The sequence below is a fragment of the Tenebrionibacter intestinalis genome (assembly GCF_016632365.1).
In the GTDB taxonomy this organism is placed as follows: domain Bacteria; phylum Pseudomonadota; class Gammaproteobacteria; order Enterobacterales; family Enterobacteriaceae; genus Tenebrionibacter; species Tenebrionibacter intestinalis.
The window spans coordinates 109,188-127,113 of the sequence record NZ_JAEPBH010000002.1; the positions used below are offsets into that span (position 1 = coordinate 109,188).

Genomic DNA, 17,926 nt, shown 5'->3' on the forward strand with positions numbered 1-17,926 from the left:
AGAAGCTTTTCCGTATGGCAATTGTATTAAATCCTCCTCTTGACAAGCCTGTGAAGAAAAGCGTATTGGTTTGCGGTCCGGACGCGTAAGTAAGCCTAATGTATTTTCATACACTGACAGGAACAGGGGAAACAAGCGTTATTGCCGCCGGGTTCATTTCCGCTTTCCAGGCCAGAATGTCTACGCCGCATTGAGCTGCTTCGTATAACAGACGGGCGTATTTATCATCAATATGTTGCGCTGCCGCCACGCTGTCGATAGCGGAATGGAGCACGGCAAACAGCAATACCGCGCGTTTTCCATCATGAGCGACGCTCATGAGTTCCCGTAAATGCTTTTGTCCACGCAGCGTTACGGCATCAGGAAAAAAGCCATTGTTTTGTTCAGCCAGCGTGACTGATTTCACTTCAATATAGCAGTCAACCCGATTATCCGCCTGTAGCTTAAAATCTATCCGGCTTCGCTCGGCGCCATATTTAACTTCGCTAAGTATATTCTTATAGCCGCGTAAGTCCGGAATTCGTCCTTCACTTATTGCTTCTTTTACAACGGCGTTGGCCCGTAACGTATTGACACAAATTATTGCGCCATTTTGCGTTTGCGTGAGCTCCCAGGTATGGGGGTATTTACGCGTAGCGCTGGGGGAGGTGGAATACCATACGGTGTCGCCTGGCGTGGCGCAGCCGGTCATCGCACCGGTATTCGGGCAGTGTAGCGTGAGTAACCGACCGTCGGGCGTGATCACATCGGCAAGAAAACGCTTATAGCGTTTAATCAGCGTAGCGGGCTCAAGCGGGGAGGTGAATTCCATACTTTTCCTTTTATTAAGGGGCATTGCCTAGCGGCCAGCGCGATAGTAAGCGATAGTGCGTACGGCCGCGTTCGAACACCGACGCATAAAGCGCAAATGCATTGACCGGCCATTGCCAGGCGAAGCCGGGGGGCGGCAACGATACGCTATCGCTTGCCTGTCGATAGAGCGTAACGTGGGGGTGAAACGGCTGAGGATTCTGAGCGCAGCCGCTGCGGGCAGCCTGCGAGCGCAGTATTGAGGCAAGTTGCAACAGCCCGCGCGGCGTGCGGCGCGGCCCGAGCCATACAACGCGCGGGCGCGGCCAGTGGCCGGCGTCGTTTAGCGTCAGGGTAAAACCTGGCTGACGGATACGCCCGGCTAACGTGCAGAGCGCCTGCTGTTTTTGCGCGCCGATTTCGCCGAGAAACGCCAGCGTCATGTGCAAATTAGCTGCGGCGACCGGGCGGCCTGCGTGCGCAGGAAAGCATTGCGCGCGCCAGTAGACTATCTGTTGCTGAAGTTCGTCAGGTATTTCAAGGGCGAAAAACAGGCGGCGGGTCGTGGACATAGCTCTCTCTCATGCGGGCCGGGGTATTTCCGGCGGGCTGCGTTTTAAATCGGCAATGCCACAATGGCGCAGCGTGCGGTGAACGGCGTCGATGCTACAATGTCGCCGTTTATTTGTTAACCCCGGGGTGTTTTTTGTGACTACTTTACCCGTTGAGGCCGTGCTGCCTGAGCTGTTGTCGGCGCTGGAGCGCGCGCCGCAGGTGTTGCTTAACGCGCCCACTGGCGCAGGCAAATCGACCTGGCTGCCGCTGGCGCTGCTGCGCGAGCGCAAGCCCACAGGCCGTATTATTATGCTGGAACCGCGGCGGCTGGCCGCGCGCAACGTGGCGCAGCGGCTTGCAGAACAGCTTGGCGAGCAGCCGGGTGAAACCGTGGGGTATCGTATGCGAGCCGAAAGTTGCGTGGGGCCGCAAACCCGGCTGGAGGTCGTGACCGAAGGCATACTCACACGCATGATCCAGCGCGACCCGGCGCTTAGCGGCGTGTCGCTGGTGTTGCTCGATGAGTTCCACGAGCGCAGCCTCCAGGCGGATTTGGCGCTGGCGCTGCTGCTGGAGGTGCAACAGGGGCTGCGTGATGACTTACAACTGCTAATCATGTCGGCCACGCTCGACAGCACGCGGCTGAGCGCGCTGTTGCCGCAGGCGCCGGTGATTGTTTCTGAAGGCCGCGCCTGGCCGGTAACGCGCCGTTTCCAGGCGCTGCCTGCGCATCAGCGCTTTGATGAGGCGGTAGCCATCGCTACGGCGCAACTTATGCGCGAGGAGCCGGGGTCATTGCTATTGTTTCTGCCCGGCGTAGGGGAGATTGAGCGTGTGCAGGCGCTATTGCGCGAGCGGGTGGCGGCGGATGTTATACTGTGTCCGCTTTACGGCGCGCTGCCGCTGGAGGCGCAGCGTCGCGCGATTCTTCCCGCCGCGCGCGGTCAGCGCAAAGTGGTGCTGGCGACGAATATTGCGGAAACCAGTTTGACGATTGAAGGTATTCGGCTGGTGGTGGACGCCGCGCTGGAGCGCGTGGCGAAGTTTGAGCCGCGCAGCGGCCTGACGCGGCTGGCGACTCAGCGCGTCAGCCAGGCTTCAATGATCCAGCGCGCGGGCCGCGCCGGGCGGCTTGAGCCGGGCGTCTGTCTGCACCTGATCGGGGCTGAGCAGGCGGCGCGCGCGGCGGCCCAGGCTGAGCCGGAAATACTGCAAAGCGATTTATCGGGGCTGCTGCTGGAGCTGTGCCAGTGGGGCTGCTGCGACGTCACGCAAATGTGTTGGCTGGACGCGCCGCCAGCGGCGAACCTGGCTGCCGCGCGCCGCCTGCTTGCCTCGCTCGGCGCGCTGGACGATGCCGGGCGTCTGACAGCCCGTGGTCGGCAGATGGCGCAAATGGGTATAGATCCGCGGCTGGCGGCGATGCTGACTTCGGCGCAAAGCCGTGACGAGCAGGCCACAGCGGCGCGCCTGGCGGCTATCCTTGAAGAACCGCCGCGCGCTGGCGACAGCGATCTGCGTAATGCGCTGGCGCGTGGCCAGAACCACTGGCGACAGCGCGCGCGCCAGCTTAGCCGGCGTCTGGAAAACCAGGGCGGTGAGTGCGATGCCGCGTTAGCCGCCGGATTGCTGGCGGCCGGCTTTGCTGACCGTATCGCCCGCCGTCGCGGTCAGGAAGGGCGCTACCAGTTGGCGAACGGTATGGGCGCAATGCTTGAGCGCGATGATGCGCTCACGCGTTATGAGTGGCTTATCGCACCGCTGCTGCTGCAGGGGGACCGTTCGCCGGACGCCCGCATTCTGCAGGCGCTGCCGCTGGATATTGACGCGCTGATGGCGCACTATCCGCATTTGCTTGTACAGAGCGACAGCGTAGAGTGGGACGACGATAAAGGCACGCTCAGGGCCTGGCGACGCTGGCGTATTGGCCAGTTAACGATAAAGCGTCAGCCGCTGAACCAGCCCACAGAGTCTGAGTTACACCAGGCTATGCTTAACGGTATCCGCGATAAAGGGCTGGGCGTGCTTGACTGGAGTGAATCGGTATCGCAGCTTCGCCTGCGGCTAATGTGCGCCGCGCGCTGGCTGCCGGAGCATCCGTGGCCTGAGGTCGATGATGCCGCGCTGCTGGCCTCGCTGGAGCGCTGGCTGCTGCCGCAGTTGGGCGGCGTGCGTTCATTGCAGGCGCTTAAGCGCGTCGATCTGACTCAGGCGCTGTATAGCCTGCTTGACTGGCCGCAGCGTCAACGGCTGGATAGAGAGCTGCCTGAGCATTACACTGTGCCGACCGGCAGCCGTATTGCCATTCGCTATGATGCGCAAAACCCGCCTGCGCTGGCGGTGCGAATGCAGGAAATGTTCGGCGAGGCCCGAACGCCCGCTATCGCCAGCGGCCGCGTGCCATTGGTGCTGGAACTGCTCTCGCCTGCGCGGCGTCCGTTACAGATAACCCGCGATCTTGCGGCCTTCTGGCGCGGCGCTTACCGCGATGTGCAAAAAGAAATGAAAGGGCGTTATCCGAAACACGTATGGCCCGACGATCCGTCTTCTGCTGCGCCTACCCGACGCACTAAAAAATATCAGTAGCGCGAGCGGAGCATTTGAGACGTTTCTACTTTCATAAGACGCGCAGGACATGACAATCAGGTCCCTGCGACACGAACTTGTGTGGAGAAAGAGCATGGCGGGGAATGACCGCGAACCGATTGGACGTAAAGGAAGGCCCGAACGTCCTGCAAAAGCGAAGACGGCCCGTCGTCGCCTCAGGGAAGAACACGATAACGATGAGTATGACCATTATGACGACGAGGGGAATATGCCACGCAAGGTAAAGAAAGGACGCCCGCCGCGTAAAAAGCGTAGCTGGCTGTGGTTTTTAATAAAACTGCTGATTGTGCTGGTGGTGGTCTTTATTGCCTACGGCGTTTATCTCGATCAGAAAATCCGCAGCCGTATTGACGGTAAAGTCTGGCAACTGCCGGCGGCGGTTTTCGGCCGTATGGTAAACCTTGAACCGGACATGCCGTACAGCAAAAACGAGATGGTAAAACTGCTCGAAGCCACTCAGTATCGGCGGGTAGCGCGCATAACGCGCCCGGGCGAGTTCACAGTGCAGGGCAACAGCATCGATATACTGCGCCGACCGTTTGATTTCCCGGACAGTAAAGAAGGGCAGATTCGCGCGCGCCTGACGTTCAGCAGCGATCGTCTGGAGTCGATTAAAAACCTCGATACCGGCCGTGAATTTGGTTTCTTCCGCCTCGATCCGCGGCTTATCACCATGTTGTCATCGCCTAACGGCGAACAGCGCCTGTTCGTGCCGCGCGCCGGCTTCCCGGATCTGCTGGTGGATACGCTGGTCGCTACCGAAGACCGCCATTTTTATGAACATGACGGCATCAGCCTTTATTCTATCGGCCGCGCGTTTCTTGCCAATATGACCGCCGGACGCGCGGTGCAGGGCGGGAGTACGCTAACCCAGCAGTTGGTTAAAAACCTGTTTCTGACCAACAAGCGCACGCTGTGGCGTAAGGCCAACGAAGCGTATATGGCGCTGATTATGGACGCGCGCTACGGCAAAGATCGCATTCTGGAACTGTATCTGAATGAGGTTTATCTCGGCCAGAGCGGCGACGATCAGATTCGCGGCTTTCCGCTCGCCAGCCTCTACTATTTCGGCCGCCCGGTGGAAGAGCTGAGCCTCGATCAGCAGGCGCTGTTGGTGGGGATGGTAAAGGGCGCTTCTTTGTATAATCCGTGGCGTAACCCGAAGCTGGCGCTGGAGCGTCGTAACCTGGTGCTGCGTTTGCTGCAACAGCAAAAGATAATCGATCAGGAGCTGTATGATATGCTGAGCGCCCGCCCGCTGGGCGTGCAGCCGCGCGGCGGCGTGATTTCGCCGCAGCCGGCGTTTATGCAGATGGTGCGCCAGCAGTTGCACGACAGACTGGGCGACAAAGTAAAAGATCTCTCCGGCGTGAAAATCTTCACCACGTTTGACCCGTTAGCGCAGGATGCGGCGGAAAAAGCCGTCACCGAGGGTATTCCGGCGTTGATGAAGCAGCGTAAACTCAGCGATCTTGAAAGCGCGATGGTGGTAGTCGATCGCTTTAGCGGCGAGGTACGCGCTATGGTAGGCAGCGCCAAACCCGAGTTTGCAGGCTACAACCGCGCCATGCAGGCGCGCCGCTCTATCGGTTCGCTGGCCAAGCCCGCAACCTACCTGACGGCCCTGAGCCAGCCGGATAAGTATCGCCTGAACACCTGGATTGCTGACGCGCCGCTCTCCATTGCGCAGCCGGGCGGCAAAACCTGGTCGCCGCAAAATGACGATCGTCGCTTCAGCGGCCAGGTCATGCTGGTGGACGCCCTGACCCGCTCGATGAACGTGCCGACGGTAAACCTTGGTCTGTCGCTGGGGCTGGCGGCGGTTACCGATACCTGGGTTAAGCTTGGGGTGCCGAGAGAGCAACTGAAACCGGTACCGGCTATGTTGCTTGGCGCGTTGAACCTGACGCCGGTGGAAGTCGCGCAGGCGTTCCAGACCATTGCCAGCGGCGGCAACCGTGCGCCGATGTCGGCGTTGCGCTCAGTGATTGCCGAAGATGGCGCCGTGCTTTATCAGAGCTACCCGCAGGCTGAACGCGCGGTTGCGGCACAGGCGGCTTATATGACGCTATTTACCATGCAGCAGGTTATGCAGCGCGGTACGGGCCGCGCGCTGGGCGCTAAGTTTCCTAAATTGCACCTGGCCGGAAAAACCGGCACCACCAACAATCAGGTAGATACCTGGTTTGCCGGTATTGATGGTAAGGAAGTCGTGATTACCTGGGTGGGGCGCGATAACAATCAGCCCACGCGCCTGTACGGCTCCAGCGGGGCGATGACGATTTATCAGCGTTACCTGAGCAACCAGTCGCCGATTCCGCTGGATCTGGTGGCGCCGGAAGATATCGTGGATATCGGCGTGGATAGCATGGGCACCTTCCAGTGCGGCGGCGGACAGCGCCAGCTACCGGTATGGACGACCAACCCCAGCGCGCTATGTCAGCAAAGCCAGCAGCAGGCTGAGGCGCGCAATCCGTTTAGCCAGTCTTCCGAGCAGCCGCCGCAGCCTGCGCAACAGCAGGAGAAAAGCGACGGCGTCGCAGGCTGGATTAAGGATATGTTTGGCGGCGATTAATTAACTAACCGGATAAACGAATGGAAAATGCCTGCTTATGCGCAGGCATTTAAGGTTAAGCGGCGCTCCGTTTACTTAAAGCCCTTTATCAACGGTGAACGGGCAAAGCGGCCCGCTTTGCCCGCGCCTGCGGTAGCGTAAAGGCACCCTGCTTTGCGCCGCGCTCATGGCGGCCATCACCTGCGCCCGGTCCGTCCACTTGTCTCGCTGCTCCCCAATCCGCCATTGCGGGCGCTCTCGCCCTGTCTTCGCCTGCGGCTCCCTGATTTCAGCGGGCGTCAGCCCCCCATGCTGAAGTCTGCACGGATTAAACGCGAACAGGGATGCAAATAAAAAGTAAAAGGCCCCTAATCCAGACCTCAACGTGTCCTGGTTTTTTGCATTAACAGAATCGTTATTCAAAGCTTGCTTAACTGACGGATATTATGCGTCAGCAGACGAACTTTTTATGCCTGTTATGTGATTTAAAGAGCGTTTTCGTTACGTTACGGCAAATAAAAAAAAAGAATTGTGAAGGTGGGGTTAAATTACTGGCGCAGAGCGGTTGAACCCTGCGCTGGCGGCGTCTGGCGCGCCAGCTTGTTCTTGAAAAGCAGGCTGCGTTTCGCCTATCATTCTTGCCCATAATAATAATTATCGTTTACGTTCTCAGTTCATTACTCCCTTAGAGAAAAATACAATGGCGCTTTCCAATATCGGCCTGCCGGCCAACGCTTCTGTTTGTCGTCTTGCCGTGCTGATAGCCGCAGCGGTAGGCGGTATTTCCGTAACCGCCCGGGCGGCGGACAACAAAGAAGACACCATCACCGTGACCGCCGGCGCGGCGGGCGTTGAGCAGGAAAGTGCGTGGGGGCCGTCTGCAACGATTGCCGCCAAACGTACGGCGACGGCGACGAAAACCGATACCCCGATTGAGAAAACCCCCCAGTCGGTTTCTGTTGTCACCCGCGAAGAAATGCAGATGCGCCAGCCTGCATCGGTGAAAGAAGCGCTGGGCTATACGCCAGGCGTAAACGTCGGCACTCGCGGCGCGTCTAATTCTTACGATTTTGTGGTTATCCGCGGGTTTACCGCCAACGGCCTGAGTCAGAATAACTATCTGGATGGTCTGAAACTGCAGGGCGACTTTTATAATGATGCGGTTATCGACCCTTATATGCTGGAGCGCGCGGAGTTAATGCGCGGCCCGACGTCCGTGCTGTACGGAAAAAGTAGCCCGGGCGGCATCATTAATATGGTCAGCAAGCGTCCGGACGCGGACAGCATCCGTGAACTTCAGTTTAAAATGGGGTCCGACAACCTGTTCCAGACCGGTATTGATTTTGGCGGCGCGCTGGATGATAACGGCGAATATGCATACCGCCTGACCGGCGTGGCGCGCTCCAGTAACGCCATGCAGACATATAAAAAAGAGCAACGTTACGCGGTTGCGCCATCCTTTACGTGGAGTCCGGATAGCGATACCCACCTTACCTTCCTGTCGTATTTCCAGAATGAACCGGATGTTGGTTACTATGGCTGGCTGCCGAAAGAGGGCACCGTTGAGACGTTGCCGAACGGCAAACGTCTGGGGCGCGATTTTAACGAAGGCGCCACGAACAATACCTACACGCGTAATGAGAAAATGGTCGGCTATGCTTTCGATCATGCGTTTAACGACACCTTTACCTTTCGCCAGAACCTGCGTTTTGCCGAAAATAAAACCTCGCAGAACAGCGTGTACGGCGTGGGCGTGTGCAGCGATGCCTATAACGCGGGCAACGCCCTGTGCAGCGCGTTGCCGGATGCGGAAAAAGGCCGCTATCTGGCGCGCAAATACGTAGCGGATAATGAAAAGCTGCAAAACTTCTCTGTTGACAGCCAGTTGCAAAGCAAATTCGCTACCGCTGATGTTAAGCACACGCTGTTGACGGGCGTTGACTTTATGCGCATGCGCAATGATATCGACGCCTGGTTCGGTTACGACGGCTCTGTGCCGCTGCTGGATCTCAATAATCCGGTAACCGGCGATTTTGATTTTGGCAGCAAAGAAGCGGGGGTTTCCGGCCCGTATTCAGTGGTGAATAAGCAGCGCCAGGCCGGTATCTACGTGCAGGATCAGGCCGAATGGAACAACGTTGTCTTTACCGTTGGCGGACGCTACGACTGGGTCAGGCAGGAAGCGGTAACTCGCGGCGAGACAAAGAGCATCTCTGCGCGTAGCGACAGCCAGTTTACCGGTCGGGCCGGGGTTAATTACCTGTTCGATAATGGTATTACCCCCTACCTGAGCTACAGCGAATCTTTTGAGCCTAATACCGGCGCATCGGCCAGCGGCCAGGCGTTTAAGCCATCTAAAGGCCGCCAGTACGAGGCGGGCGTGAAGTATGTGCCGAAGGATATGCCGGTTGTGGTGACGGGCGCGCTGTTCGAGCTGACTAAGTCTGACAACCTGATGGCGGATCCGGCGCCGAATCATGAGTTTTTCTCGATTCAGGGAGGGAAAGTCCGCACGCGTGGTCTGGAACTGGAGGCCAAAGCCGCAGTGAATGCCAATATTAACGTGACGGCGTCCTACACTTATACCGATGCGCAATACACCACAGACACCAAACTCAAGGGCAATACGCCAGAGCAGGTGCCTGAGCATATGGCTTCGCTTTGGGGCGATTACACCTTTTACGATGGCCCGCTTTCCGGCCTGACGCTGGGCGCTGGCGCGCGCTATGTGGGTTCTGCTTATGGTTCCCCGGACAACGCTTTTAAAGTGGGCAGCTACACGGTGGCGAACGCCGTCGTGAAATATGATCTGGCGCGCCTGGGCATGAGCGGCTCCAGCGTTGCGCTAAATGTAAACAACCTGTTTGACCGCGAATATGTGGCAAGCTGTTTTCAGACCTACGGCTGCTTCTGGGGGGCCGAGCGTCAGGTGGTTGCGACCGCTACGTTCCGCTTCTGATTTACCTTCCCTCTCAGGGCGCGGTTTGCCGTGCCCTTTAACCTACTGGCGAGTTATGCAGGATAAACTGAGCGTTCATGAGGCGACCTTTAGCCTTAACGATGTCACCTTTCGCGTGCCGGGACGCACGCTGCTGCACTCTCTTTCTTTAACCTTCCCTGCCGGTAAAGTGACCGGGCTTATCGGCCACAACGGTTCCGGCAAATCGACGCTGCTGAAGATGCTGGGTCGTCATCAGAAGCCGTCAGAAGGCGATATTGCGCTGGCCGGGCAGCCGTTGGATAGCTGGAGTAGCAAAGCTTTTGCGCGCGTAGCCGCCTACCTGCCGCAGCAGTTGCCTGCCGCAGAAGGCATGACCGTACGTGAACTGGTGGCCATTGGCCGCTACCCGTGGCACGGCGCGCTGGGCCGCTTTGGCGTGGCCGATCGCGAGAAAGTGGAAGAAGCCATTGCCCTGGTTGGACTAAAACCTTTTGCTCACCGGCTGGTGGACAGCCTTTCCGGCGGCGAGCGTCAGCGCGCCTGGATTGCCATGCTGGTAGCGCAGGACAGCCGCTGCCTGCTGCTTGATGAACCCACTTCCGCGCTCGACGTCGCCCATCAGGCGGAAGTACACGCGCTGATTCAGCGCCTCAGCCGTCAGCGCGGGTTGACGGTGATTGCCGTGTTGCACGATATCAATATGGCGGCGCGCTACTGCGACTGGATGGTGGCGCTGCGCGGCGGCGAAGTCATTGCACAGGGGACGCCCGGGCAATTAATGAACAGCGAAACGCTGGCGCAGATTTACGGCATCCCGATGGGAATTCTGCCGCATCCGTCGGGCGGTGCGCCGGTCAGTTTTGTCTGGTGAGGCCGCAAATGTTTGATTTCACGCTATCGCGCCGCCGGCTGCTGGCGCTTGCGGCGCTTTCGCCGCTACTGACGGCGCCGGGCGTCAGCCGCGCCGCAACGCCGGATTTGAGACGGATTGTCGCGCTGGAGTGGTTGCCTGTGGAGCTGCTGCTGGCGCTGGGCGTAATGCCGCTGGCCGTTGCCGACGCCCGAAACTACCGCCTGTGGGTAGGGGAGCCGGCGCTGCCGCCAGAGGTTATTGACGTAGGCCTGCGCACGGAACCCAATCTTGAACTGCTAAGTCAGTTGCGTGCGTCGCTCATTGTCTACTCGGCAGGCTACGGTCCTTCGGTAGAGAAAATTGAGCGTATCGCGCCGGGCATGGGCATTCGCTTTAGCGACGGCTCGCGTCCGCTGAGCAGCGCCCGCCGCTCGCTGACAGAACTCGGAGAGCGGCTGGATTTGCGCCTGCGCGTTCGCGCGCATCTTAACCAGTTTGATGCCTTTATTGAGAGCGGCAAGACGCGTTTTGCGCCCTGGCGCGGCAGGCCAATTTTGCTGATGTCGTTAATGGATGCGCGCCATGCGCTTATTATTGGTAAAAACAGCCTGTTTCAGCAGGTCATGGATACGTTAGGGTTAGAAAACGCCTGGTCAGGCGAGGTGAATTTTTGGGGGAGCGCCGTAGTGGGGCTGGAGCGGCTGGCGGCGGTGGACGCCGAACAGGTCGTCTGTTTTGCGCACGGCGACGACGCGCAGATGAGCCAGGTTGCCGCGACGCCGCTGTGGCAGGCGATGCCGTTTGTCCGTAAAGACCGTTTTACCCGCGTGCAGCCGGTGTGGTTTTACGGCGCAACGCTGTCGGCCATGCATTTCTGCCGCGTGCTGGATAGGGCGCTGAGGGGGCATTCATGAAAGCCCCCTCATTCGCTTTCCCCGGCCTGTTGCTGGCAACCCTGTTTGCCGCGGCATTGCTGATGACGCTATACAACCTGACGGCACTGCTGCCGCGTGCGGCCTGGGGCCAGGCATGGCGGCAGCCGAATATCGATAATATACGCGAAATGCTGTTTTACTACAGCGCGCTACCCCGACTGGCGATTTCGCTGCTGGTGGGGGCCGGGCTTGGTCTGGCGGGCGTACTGTTCCAGCAGGTATTGCGTAATCCGCTGGCGGAACCGACTACGCTTGGCGTGGCGACCGGCGCGCAGCTTGGCGTGACGGTGGCGACGCTTTGGGCGCTGCCGCTGGCTTTTCAGCAAATCGCTGCGCTGGCGGGAGCGGGATTGGTGGCGCTACTGGTGTTTGGCGCTGCCTGGGGGAAGCGTCTGTCGCCCGTGACGCTAATTCTTGCAGGCCTGGTGATGAGCATGTATTGCGGTGCGCTAAACCAACTGCTGGCGATTTTTAACCATGATGCTTTGCAAAATATGTTTCTGTGGAGCACAGGCACGCTAAACCAGACCGACTGGCGCAGCGTGAGCGCGCTGTGGCCGCGTTTGCTTGGCGCGTTAATGCTGGTGTTGCTGATGCTGCGCCCGCTTACGCTGATGGGGCTTGATGACGGCGTGGCGCGTAATCTGGGGTTGGCGCTGTCGCTGGCGCGTTTGCTGGCCCTGACGCTGGCTGTCGCCATCAGCGCGCTGCTGGTGAACGCCGTCGGTATTGTGGGCTTTATCGGCCTGTTCGCGCCGCTGCTTGCCCGGATGTTCGGCGCGCGGCGTTTGCTGGCGCGCCTGGCGCTGGCTGCGGTTATCGGCGCGCTGATTCTCTGGCTGTCTGACCAGCTTATCGTCTGGCTGGCGACGGTCTGGCGTGAAATCTCCACCGGTACGGTGACGGCGCTGCTTGGCGCGCCGCTGCTGCTGTGGCTGCTGCCGCGTTTGCGTACCTCGCGTGAGCCGTCGATGTCTCAGGGCGAGAGTGTACGCCAGGAGCGCCGCCGCGTAGCGGCCAGTGCGCTGATCGGCGCCGGCCTGCTGTTGGCGCTGCTGGCAATCGCTCTGGTACTGGGGCGTGACGCCGTCGGCTGGCGCTGGGCCGATGCCGGTATGCTGACCGATTTGTGGCAGTGGCGCTGGCCGCGCGCGCTGGCGGCGCTGAGCGCCGGTATGATGCTGGCGGCGGCAGGCTGCATTATTCAGCGCCTGACCGGCAACGATATGGCAAGCCCGGAAGTGCTGGGCATCAGCTCCGGCGCGGCGTTTGGCGTTGTGGTGATGCTGTTTCTGGTGCCGGGGGACGCTTTTGGTTGGCTGCTGCCGGCAGGCAGCCTCGGGGCGGCCATTACGCTGCTTGTTATCACCGTGGCGGGCGGGCGCGGCGGGTTTTCGCCTGAGCGTATGCTGCTGGCGGGGATGGCGCTCAGCACCGCGTTTACTATGCTGCTGATGCTGCTGCTTGCCAGCGGCGATCCGCGTATGGCGACGCTGCTGACGTGGATTTCCGGTTCTACCTATAATGTCAGCGGCGAACGGGCGCTGCGTACCGCAGGGGTGATGGCGCTGCTGTTGGCGCTTACGCCGCTGTGTCGGCGCTGGTTACAGGTGCTGGCGCTGGGCGGGGCGACGGCGAGGGGGGTCGGTATTGCCCTGACGCCGGTGCGCATAACGCTATTGCTGCTGGCCGCTACGTTAACGGCTGCCGCTACGCTGACCATCGGACCGCTCAGCTTTGTGGGGCTGATGGCTCCGCACATCGCCCGTATGCTTGGCTTTCGCCGCTCGCTGGCGCAGCTTATCATCGCCGCGCTGCTGGGCGGCGCGTTGATGGTGGCGGCCGACTGGTGCGGGCGTATGATTTTATTTCCGGATCAGATCCCGGCCGGCTTGCTGGCGACCTTTATCGGCGCGCCGTATTTTGTGTTGTTACTGCGCAGACAGGGAAAGTAACGCTATTTTCCAGCAAAAAGCGCCGGTCGCGTAGGGTTAAGCGGATGTTTCGTTCACTTAAAGCCCGATTACACGGGGGGCGCCAACGGTGAATGAACAATGGGCAAAGTGGGCCGCAGCGGCCCACTTTGCAAACGCCTGCGATAATGCAAAGGCATCATTGCTTCGCGGCGCGCTTACCTTGCGATCAACAGCCTGGCCGGCTTGACGTTCTGCCTCTTTTCGCCCCAGCCGCATTGCGGGCGCTGTGTCACTGTTTTCGCCTGCGGTTGCCGGGCTTCAGCCCTCGCGCGGTCAGCCTGTATATGTTAAAAGCGAACAAAAAGGCTGATTAAATAAAAAAAACCCACTAACCGGATCTCAACCTGTCATGTTTTTTGCCTTAACGGAGTCGTGATTTTCAAACATCTTAACTGACCGGCGTTACGCCGGGCGCTCAGGCGTTTTCCGGGCAAGGCTGCGGCGGTGAAGGACGCGTGGATGCGTCCTTTCACCCGACTGGCGGCGAGTCAGCCCCGCTTTTCCGCCCAACGTAGGGCGGAGGCCGCGTCCTTAGCCCTGAGCGGGCGGCGACAGACCTCACGCGGCCTTGTTATGGCATGATGCTTAGAGCTTTGCAAACGCGCGGCGCGCGGCGTCGATAGTGTGATTGATGTCGTCGGTGCTGTGGGCGACAGACATAAACCCAGCCTCAAACGCAGATGGCGCCAGATAGACGCCCTCTTCCAGCATCAGGTGGAAAAAGCGCTTAAAACGTTCGGTATCGCAGGCTAAAACGTCCTGATAGCAGGTTACGCTGTCGGCATCGGTGAAGAACAGGCCGAACATGCCGCCGACGTGGTTCACTACCAGCGCGACCCCCGCTTCCTGAGCGGCCTCCAGCAGGCCGTTCGCCAACTGCGTGGTGCGCTGCTCCAGCGTTTCATGAACGCCCGGTTGCGCCACCTGTTGCAGGCAGGCATAGCCCGCCGCCATCGCGACCGGGTTGCCGGAGAGCGTGCCGGCCTGGTAAACCGGGCCGGTTGGCGCCAGTGCGTTCATGACGTCGCGGCGACCGCCGAATGCGCCCACCGGCATGCCGCCGCCGATGATTTTGCCAAGGCAGGTTAAATCCGGCGTTACGCCGTAGTAAGACTGCGCGCCGCCCAGCGCTACGCGAAAACCGGTCATCACTTCATCAATAATCAGCAGCGCGCCGAATTCATCGCACAGCGCGCGCAGGCCAGGCAGAAAATCCGGCTGTGGCGGGATGCAGTTCATATTACCTGCCACCGGTTCAACGATAATACAGGCTATCTCCTGCGGATATTGTTCGAACGCGGCGCGCACCGAGGCAAGATCGTTATAGACGCAGGTCAGGGTATGTCTGGCAAAATCCGCGGGCACGCCCGGTGAATTTGGCTGGCCGAGGGTTAGCGCGCCGGAACCGGCTTTTACCAGCAGACAGTCGGCATGGCCGTGATAGCAGCCTTCGAATTTAATGATCTTATCGCGCCCGGTAAAGCCGCGCGCCAGGCGAATGGCGCTCATGGTGGCTTCGGTACCGGAGTTGACCATTCGCACCATATCCATTGAGGGCACCAGATCCGTCACCAGTTGCGCCATCTTCACTTCCATATCGGTTGGCGCGCCAAAGCTCAGGCCGCGTTCAGCGGCGTCAATCACCGCGTTGCGGATAGTCGCGTTATTATGGCCGAGTACCATTGGGCCCCAGGAGCCAACATAGTCGATATAGGCTTTGCCGTCGACGTCGTAAATAAACGCGCCATCGGCGCGTTCGATAAACAGCGGAGTGCCGCCTACGCCGTTGAAAGCGCGCACCGGCGAATTTACGCCGCCGGGGATAAGCGCGCGCGGCGGCAAACAGGTTTTCAGACTGGCTCATGAATCGGCTCCTGATTCGTGGAAGAGATTTTCAGCGCGCTATTCTACGGGATCCGGGGCGACGTATAAAAGTTGTCATCGATCAACGCAGGAAACGCTGACGGATATTTTCCCGGGACGACGCCGCTATCGCCGGGTAAACTATAACGAAATGTCTCAAAACTGCCTGCTGAACGCGATGAATCCCAAAACCTTTTCTTTAAGCGCCCGTGAAATACTGCGCCTGCGGCGGCGTAAACTGATTGGCCGGCTGCTTCAGCGCGATAAAACGCCGCTGGCGATATTGTTTATGGCTGCGGTGGTCGGCACGCTGGCGGGCCTTGTCGGCGTGGCGTTTGAAAAGGCGGTAAATTACGTGCAATACCGGAGGCTGGAGGCCATTGCCGGGGTTGCAGACCATGTGTGGCTTGCCTGGCCGCTGGCGTTTGTCGCTTCTGCGCTGCTGGCGGCGCTGGGCTACTGGCTGGTGCGGCGTTTCGCGCCGGAAGCTGGCGGCTCGGGCATACCGGAGATTGAGGGGGCGCTTGAAGAACTGCGCCCTGTGCGCTGGTGGCGCGTGCTGCCGGTAAAATTTATCGGCGGGCTTGGCACGCTTGGCGGCGGTATGGTGCTTGGGCGTGAAGGCCCCACGGTGCAACTGGGCGGTAACGTGGGCCGCATGGTGCTGGATATCTTCCGTATGCGCAGCGCCGAAGCACGGCATACGCTGCTGGCGACCGGCGCTGCGGCGGGGCTGTCGGCGGCGTTTAACGCGCCGCTGGCGGGTATTCTTTTTATTATTGAAGAGATGCGCCCGCAGTTTCGCTATAACCTGATTTCCATTAAAGCCGTATTTACCGGCGTGATTATGTCGAGCGTGGTATTTCGGGTATTTAACGGCGAGGGGGCGGTGATTGATGTGGGTAAACTCAGCAACGCGCCGGTGGAAACGCTCTGGCTGTACCTGGTGCTGGGAATGGTCTTTGGCGTGCTCGGCCCGCTCTTTAATCGCCTGATTTTCTTTACGCAGGATAAATTCCAGCGCCTGCACGGCGGGGATATCCGCAAATGGGTGCTTACCGGCGCGCTGTTGGGGGGACTGTGCGGCGTGTTGGGGCTCATTGAACCTGCGGCGGCAGGCGGCGGGTTCAACCTGATTCCGATAGCCGCGGCCGGAAACTATGCGGCCGGGGCGCTGGTGTTCATCTTTGTCGCCCGTGTCATTACCACCGTGCTGTGCTTTTCTTCAGGCGCGCCGGGGGGCATTTTTGCGCCTATGCTGGCGCTTGGTACGCTGTTGGGTACGGCGTTTGGCATGGCGTGCGCGTCCTGGTTTCCGGGTTACCACCTTGATGCGGGCACGTTTGCCATTGCCGGGATGGGGGCGCTGTTTGCAGCTTGCGTACGAGCGCCGTTAACCGGGATTGTGTTGGTGCTGGAGATGACCGATAACTACCAGCTTATTTTGCCCATGATTATTACCTGCCTGGGCGCTACGCTGTTGGCGCAATTTTTGGGCGGCAAGCCGCTTTATTCCACGATACTCGCCCGCACGCTGGCAAAGCAGGAGGCACAGAAGCTGCGCGCGCGCGGCGGGGACGCGCAGAATACTTGAACGATTTACCAGGGTATTGGATAATGTCGACAACTATCGGGTTAATTTTTTCCCCGGTGAGCTACTGGTTTGGAGCAAAAAATGAGTGATGACGTAGCAGCGCTGCCGCTTGAGTTTACCGACGCGGCCGCGAGTAAAGTGAAGAACCTGATTGCAGATGAGGAAAACCCTAACCTGAAGCTGCGCGTATATATCACCGGCGGTGGTTGCAGCGGTTTTCAGTATGGTTTTACTTTTGACGACCAGATCAACGACGGCGACATGACTATTGAGAAGCAGGGCGTTGCGCTGGTCGTCGATCCGATGAGCCTGCAATATCTGGTAGGCGGCGCCGTAGATTATACCGAAGGTCTGGAAGGTTCGCGTTTTATTGTGACCAATCCAAACGCAAAAAGCACCTGCGGCTGCGGTTCTTCCTTCAGTATTTAATTTGCGCCAGGAAAATTAAAGCGTGCCTTCAGACATGTCGGCAGCCGCTTATGGCTTTTTATGTCGCTTCTCCACAGGCCCGGGGTATCGGGCCTGCGGGACGGTTAACAGACTGCGCGCCAAACAGATTTAGCCTGCTTTGTCGCCAGCCGCACAGACCCTAAAAATGGGGTAAAGACGCAGGTAATCTGCGCTGTAAATTCAGTGGCGCTCTTCGAGCGCAAAGGCCGGCAGCTTAAGATTCCAGCGGATCGCCGCAAGGCGAATCAGCAGCGTTACCGCCATCCCCATCATGCTTGCCTTTTCCAGCGGCTGGTGAAAGAGCTGGTAGGCGATAACGTGCGCTACGCCGCCGAGAATACAGGCGGTAGCGTAAATTTCGGTGCGCAGAATCATCGGCACTTCACGGGCCAGCACGTCGCGAATAATACCGCCGCCGACGCCGGTCAGCACGCCCATGCACACGGCGACGAGCGGCCCTGTGCCGGCGTAAAAAGCTTTATTCACCCCGATGCCGACGAAGACCGCCAGCCCGACGGCATCGAGCGCCGGCAGAATCCACTTCGGCAGACGGCGCGGCTTTCGAACCAGCGCCAGGGTCAGCACACAGGTCACCATCGCGACGATAAGATCGGTAGGATCGCTAACCCAGAACGCCGGGCCGTTGGCGAGCGCCATATCGCGCAGCGTGCCGCCGCCTATGGCGGTGACGACCCCCAGCACCAGCACGCCAAACGGATCCATACGCAGCTTACCGGCCAGCAACACGCCGGAAATGGCAAATACCGCAGTTCCTAAAATATCCAGCCAGTAAACCAGCATTGTCGCGC

General features: G+C 59.4%; 11 protein-coding genes and 1 pseudogene. 8 read left to right on the top strand and 4 right to left on the bottom strand.

Translation table 11 applies throughout. The features are described from left to right. Window positions 1-106: 106 nt before the first annotated feature. Together sfsA and thpR are read right to left on the bottom strand one after the other, a co-directional pair. Window positions 107-811 (bottom strand): DNA/RNA nuclease SfsA, encoded by a 705-nt coding sequence (gene sfsA / locus JJB97_RS01440; RefSeq protein ID WP_238712022.1) that lies wholly within the window; start codon window positions 809-811, stop codon window positions 107-109. Between the two features lie 13 nt (window positions 812-824). Next, window positions 825-1,361, bottom strand: a complete 537-nt coding sequence (thpR, locus tag JJB97_RS01445; protein ID WP_238712023.1) for an RNA 2',3'-cyclic phosphodiesterase — start codon at window positions 1,359-1,361, stop codon at window positions 825-827. 136 nt (window positions 1,362-1,497) lie between these two features. On the opposite strand from thpR, the gene hrpB reads away from it, so the two are divergent. The 6 genes from hrpB to fhuB all read left to right on the top strand — a co-directional run bounded on the left by hrpB (window position 1,498) and on the right by fhuB (window position 13,189). Beyond that, window positions 1,498-3,930 carry an ATP-dependent helicase HrpB gene (gene hrpB, locus JJB97_RS01450; protein ID WP_238712024.1) on the top strand — a complete coding sequence of 811 codons (2,433 nt, stop codon included), beginning with the start codon at window positions 1,498-1,500 and terminating at the stop codon, window positions 3,928-3,930. Between the two features lie 94 nt (window positions 3,931-4,024). Continuing rightward, window positions 4,025-6,526, top strand: a complete 2,502-nt coding sequence (gene mrcB / locus JJB97_RS01455; protein WP_238712025.1) for a bifunctional glycosyl transferase/transpeptidase — start codon at window positions 4,025-4,027, stop codon at window positions 6,524-6,526. Window positions 6,527-7,205: 679 nt separating this feature from the next. Then, the gene (gene fhuA / locus JJB97_RS01460; RefSeq protein WP_238712026.1) at window positions 7,206-9,464 is read left to right on the top strand and encodes a ferrichrome porin FhuA; all 2,259 of its coding nucleotides are present in this window, start codon (window positions 7,206-7,208) and stop codon (window positions 9,462-9,464) included. A gap of 55 nt (window positions 9,465-9,519) precedes the next feature. Beyond that, complete coding sequence (gene fhuC / locus JJB97_RS01465; protein WP_238712027.1) at window positions 9,520-10,317, top strand: Fe3+-hydroxamate ABC transporter ATP-binding protein FhuC; 798 nt, start codon at window positions 9,520-9,522, stop codon at window positions 10,315-10,317. A gap of 8 nt (window positions 10,318-10,325) precedes the next feature. Further along, window positions 10,326-11,213, top strand: coding sequence for a Fe(3+)-hydroxamate ABC transporter substrate-binding protein FhuD (gene fhuD / locus JJB97_RS01470; RefSeq protein ID WP_238712028.1), 888 nt, complete (start codon window positions 10,326-10,328; stop codon window positions 11,211-11,213). Then, complete coding sequence (gene fhuB, locus JJB97_RS01475) at window positions 11,210-13,189, top strand: Fe(3+)-hydroxamate ABC transporter permease FhuB (RefSeq protein ID WP_238712029.1); 1,980 nt, start codon at window positions 11,210-11,212, stop codon at window positions 13,187-13,189. The genes fhuD and fhuB overlap by 4 nt, the downstream gene beginning before the upstream one ends. A 606-nt stretch (window positions 13,190-13,795) precedes the next feature. Here the strand turns inward: fhuB and hemL are convergent. Continuing rightward, a pseudogene (gene hemL, locus JJB97_RS01480) lies at window positions 13,796-15,074 on the bottom strand (glutamate-1-semialdehyde 2,1-aminomutase). 177 nt (window positions 15,075-15,251) lie between these two features. On the opposite strand from hemL, the gene clcA reads away from it, so the two are divergent. Continuing rightward, on the top strand, window positions 15,252-16,667 hold the full coding sequence (gene clcA / locus JJB97_RS01485) for a H(+)/Cl(-) exchange transporter ClcA (protein WP_238712078.1): 1,416 nt from the start codon (window positions 15,252-15,254) through the stop codon (window positions 16,665-16,667). An 81-nt stretch (window positions 16,668-16,748) separates the two neighbouring features. Further along, entirely contained in the window at window positions 16,749-17,096 is a 348-nt protein-coding gene (gene erpA, locus JJB97_RS01490; protein ID WP_238712030.1) for an iron-sulfur cluster insertion protein ErpA, read from the top strand. Between the two features lie 201 nt (window positions 17,097-17,297). On the opposite strand, the gene JJB97_RS01495 is transcribed toward erpA, so the two are convergent. Continuing rightward, a complete protein-coding gene (locus JJB97_RS01495) occupies window positions 17,298-17,918 on the bottom strand; it encodes a TRIC cation channel family protein (protein ID WP_238712031.1) in 621 nt (206 codons plus the stop codon). Window positions 17,919-17,926 lie beyond the last annotated feature (8 nt).

Coding starts and splice junctions, on each gene's coding strand:
- sfsA (WP_238712022.1), bottom strand. CDS start 811: ATGGAATTCACCTCCCCGCTTGAGCCCGCTACGCTGATTAAACGCTAT.
- thpR (WP_238712023.1), bottom strand. CDS start 1,361: ATGTCCACGACCCGCCGCCTGTTTTTCGCCCTTGAAATACCTGACGAA.
- mrcB (WP_238712025.1), top strand. CDS start 4,025: ATGGCGGGGAATGACCGCGAACCGATTGGACGTAAAGGAAGGCCCGAA.
- fhuA (WP_238712026.1), top strand. CDS start 7,206: ATGGCGCTTTCCAATATCGGCCTGCCGGCCAACGCTTCTGTTTGTCGT.
- fhuC (WP_238712027.1), top strand. CDS start 9,520: ATGCAGGATAAACTGAGCGTTCATGAGGCGACCTTTAGCCTTAACGAT.
- fhuD (WP_238712028.1), top strand. CDS start 10,326: ATGTTTGATTTCACGCTATCGCGCCGCCGGCTGCTGGCGCTTGCGGCG.
- fhuB (WP_238712029.1), top strand. CDS start 11,210: ATGAAAGCCCCCTCATTCGCTTTCCCCGGCCTGTTGCTGGCAACCCTG.
- clcA (WP_238712078.1), top strand. CDS start 15,252: ATGAATCCCAAAACCTTTTCTTTAAGCGCCCGTGAAATACTGCGCCTG.
- erpA (WP_238712030.1), top strand. CDS start 16,749: ATGAGTGATGACGTAGCAGCGCTGCCGCTTGAGTTTACCGACGCGGCC.
- JJB97_RS01495 (WP_238712031.1), bottom strand. CDS start 17,918: ATGCTGGTTTACTGGCTGGATATTTTAGGAACTGCGGTATTTGCCATT.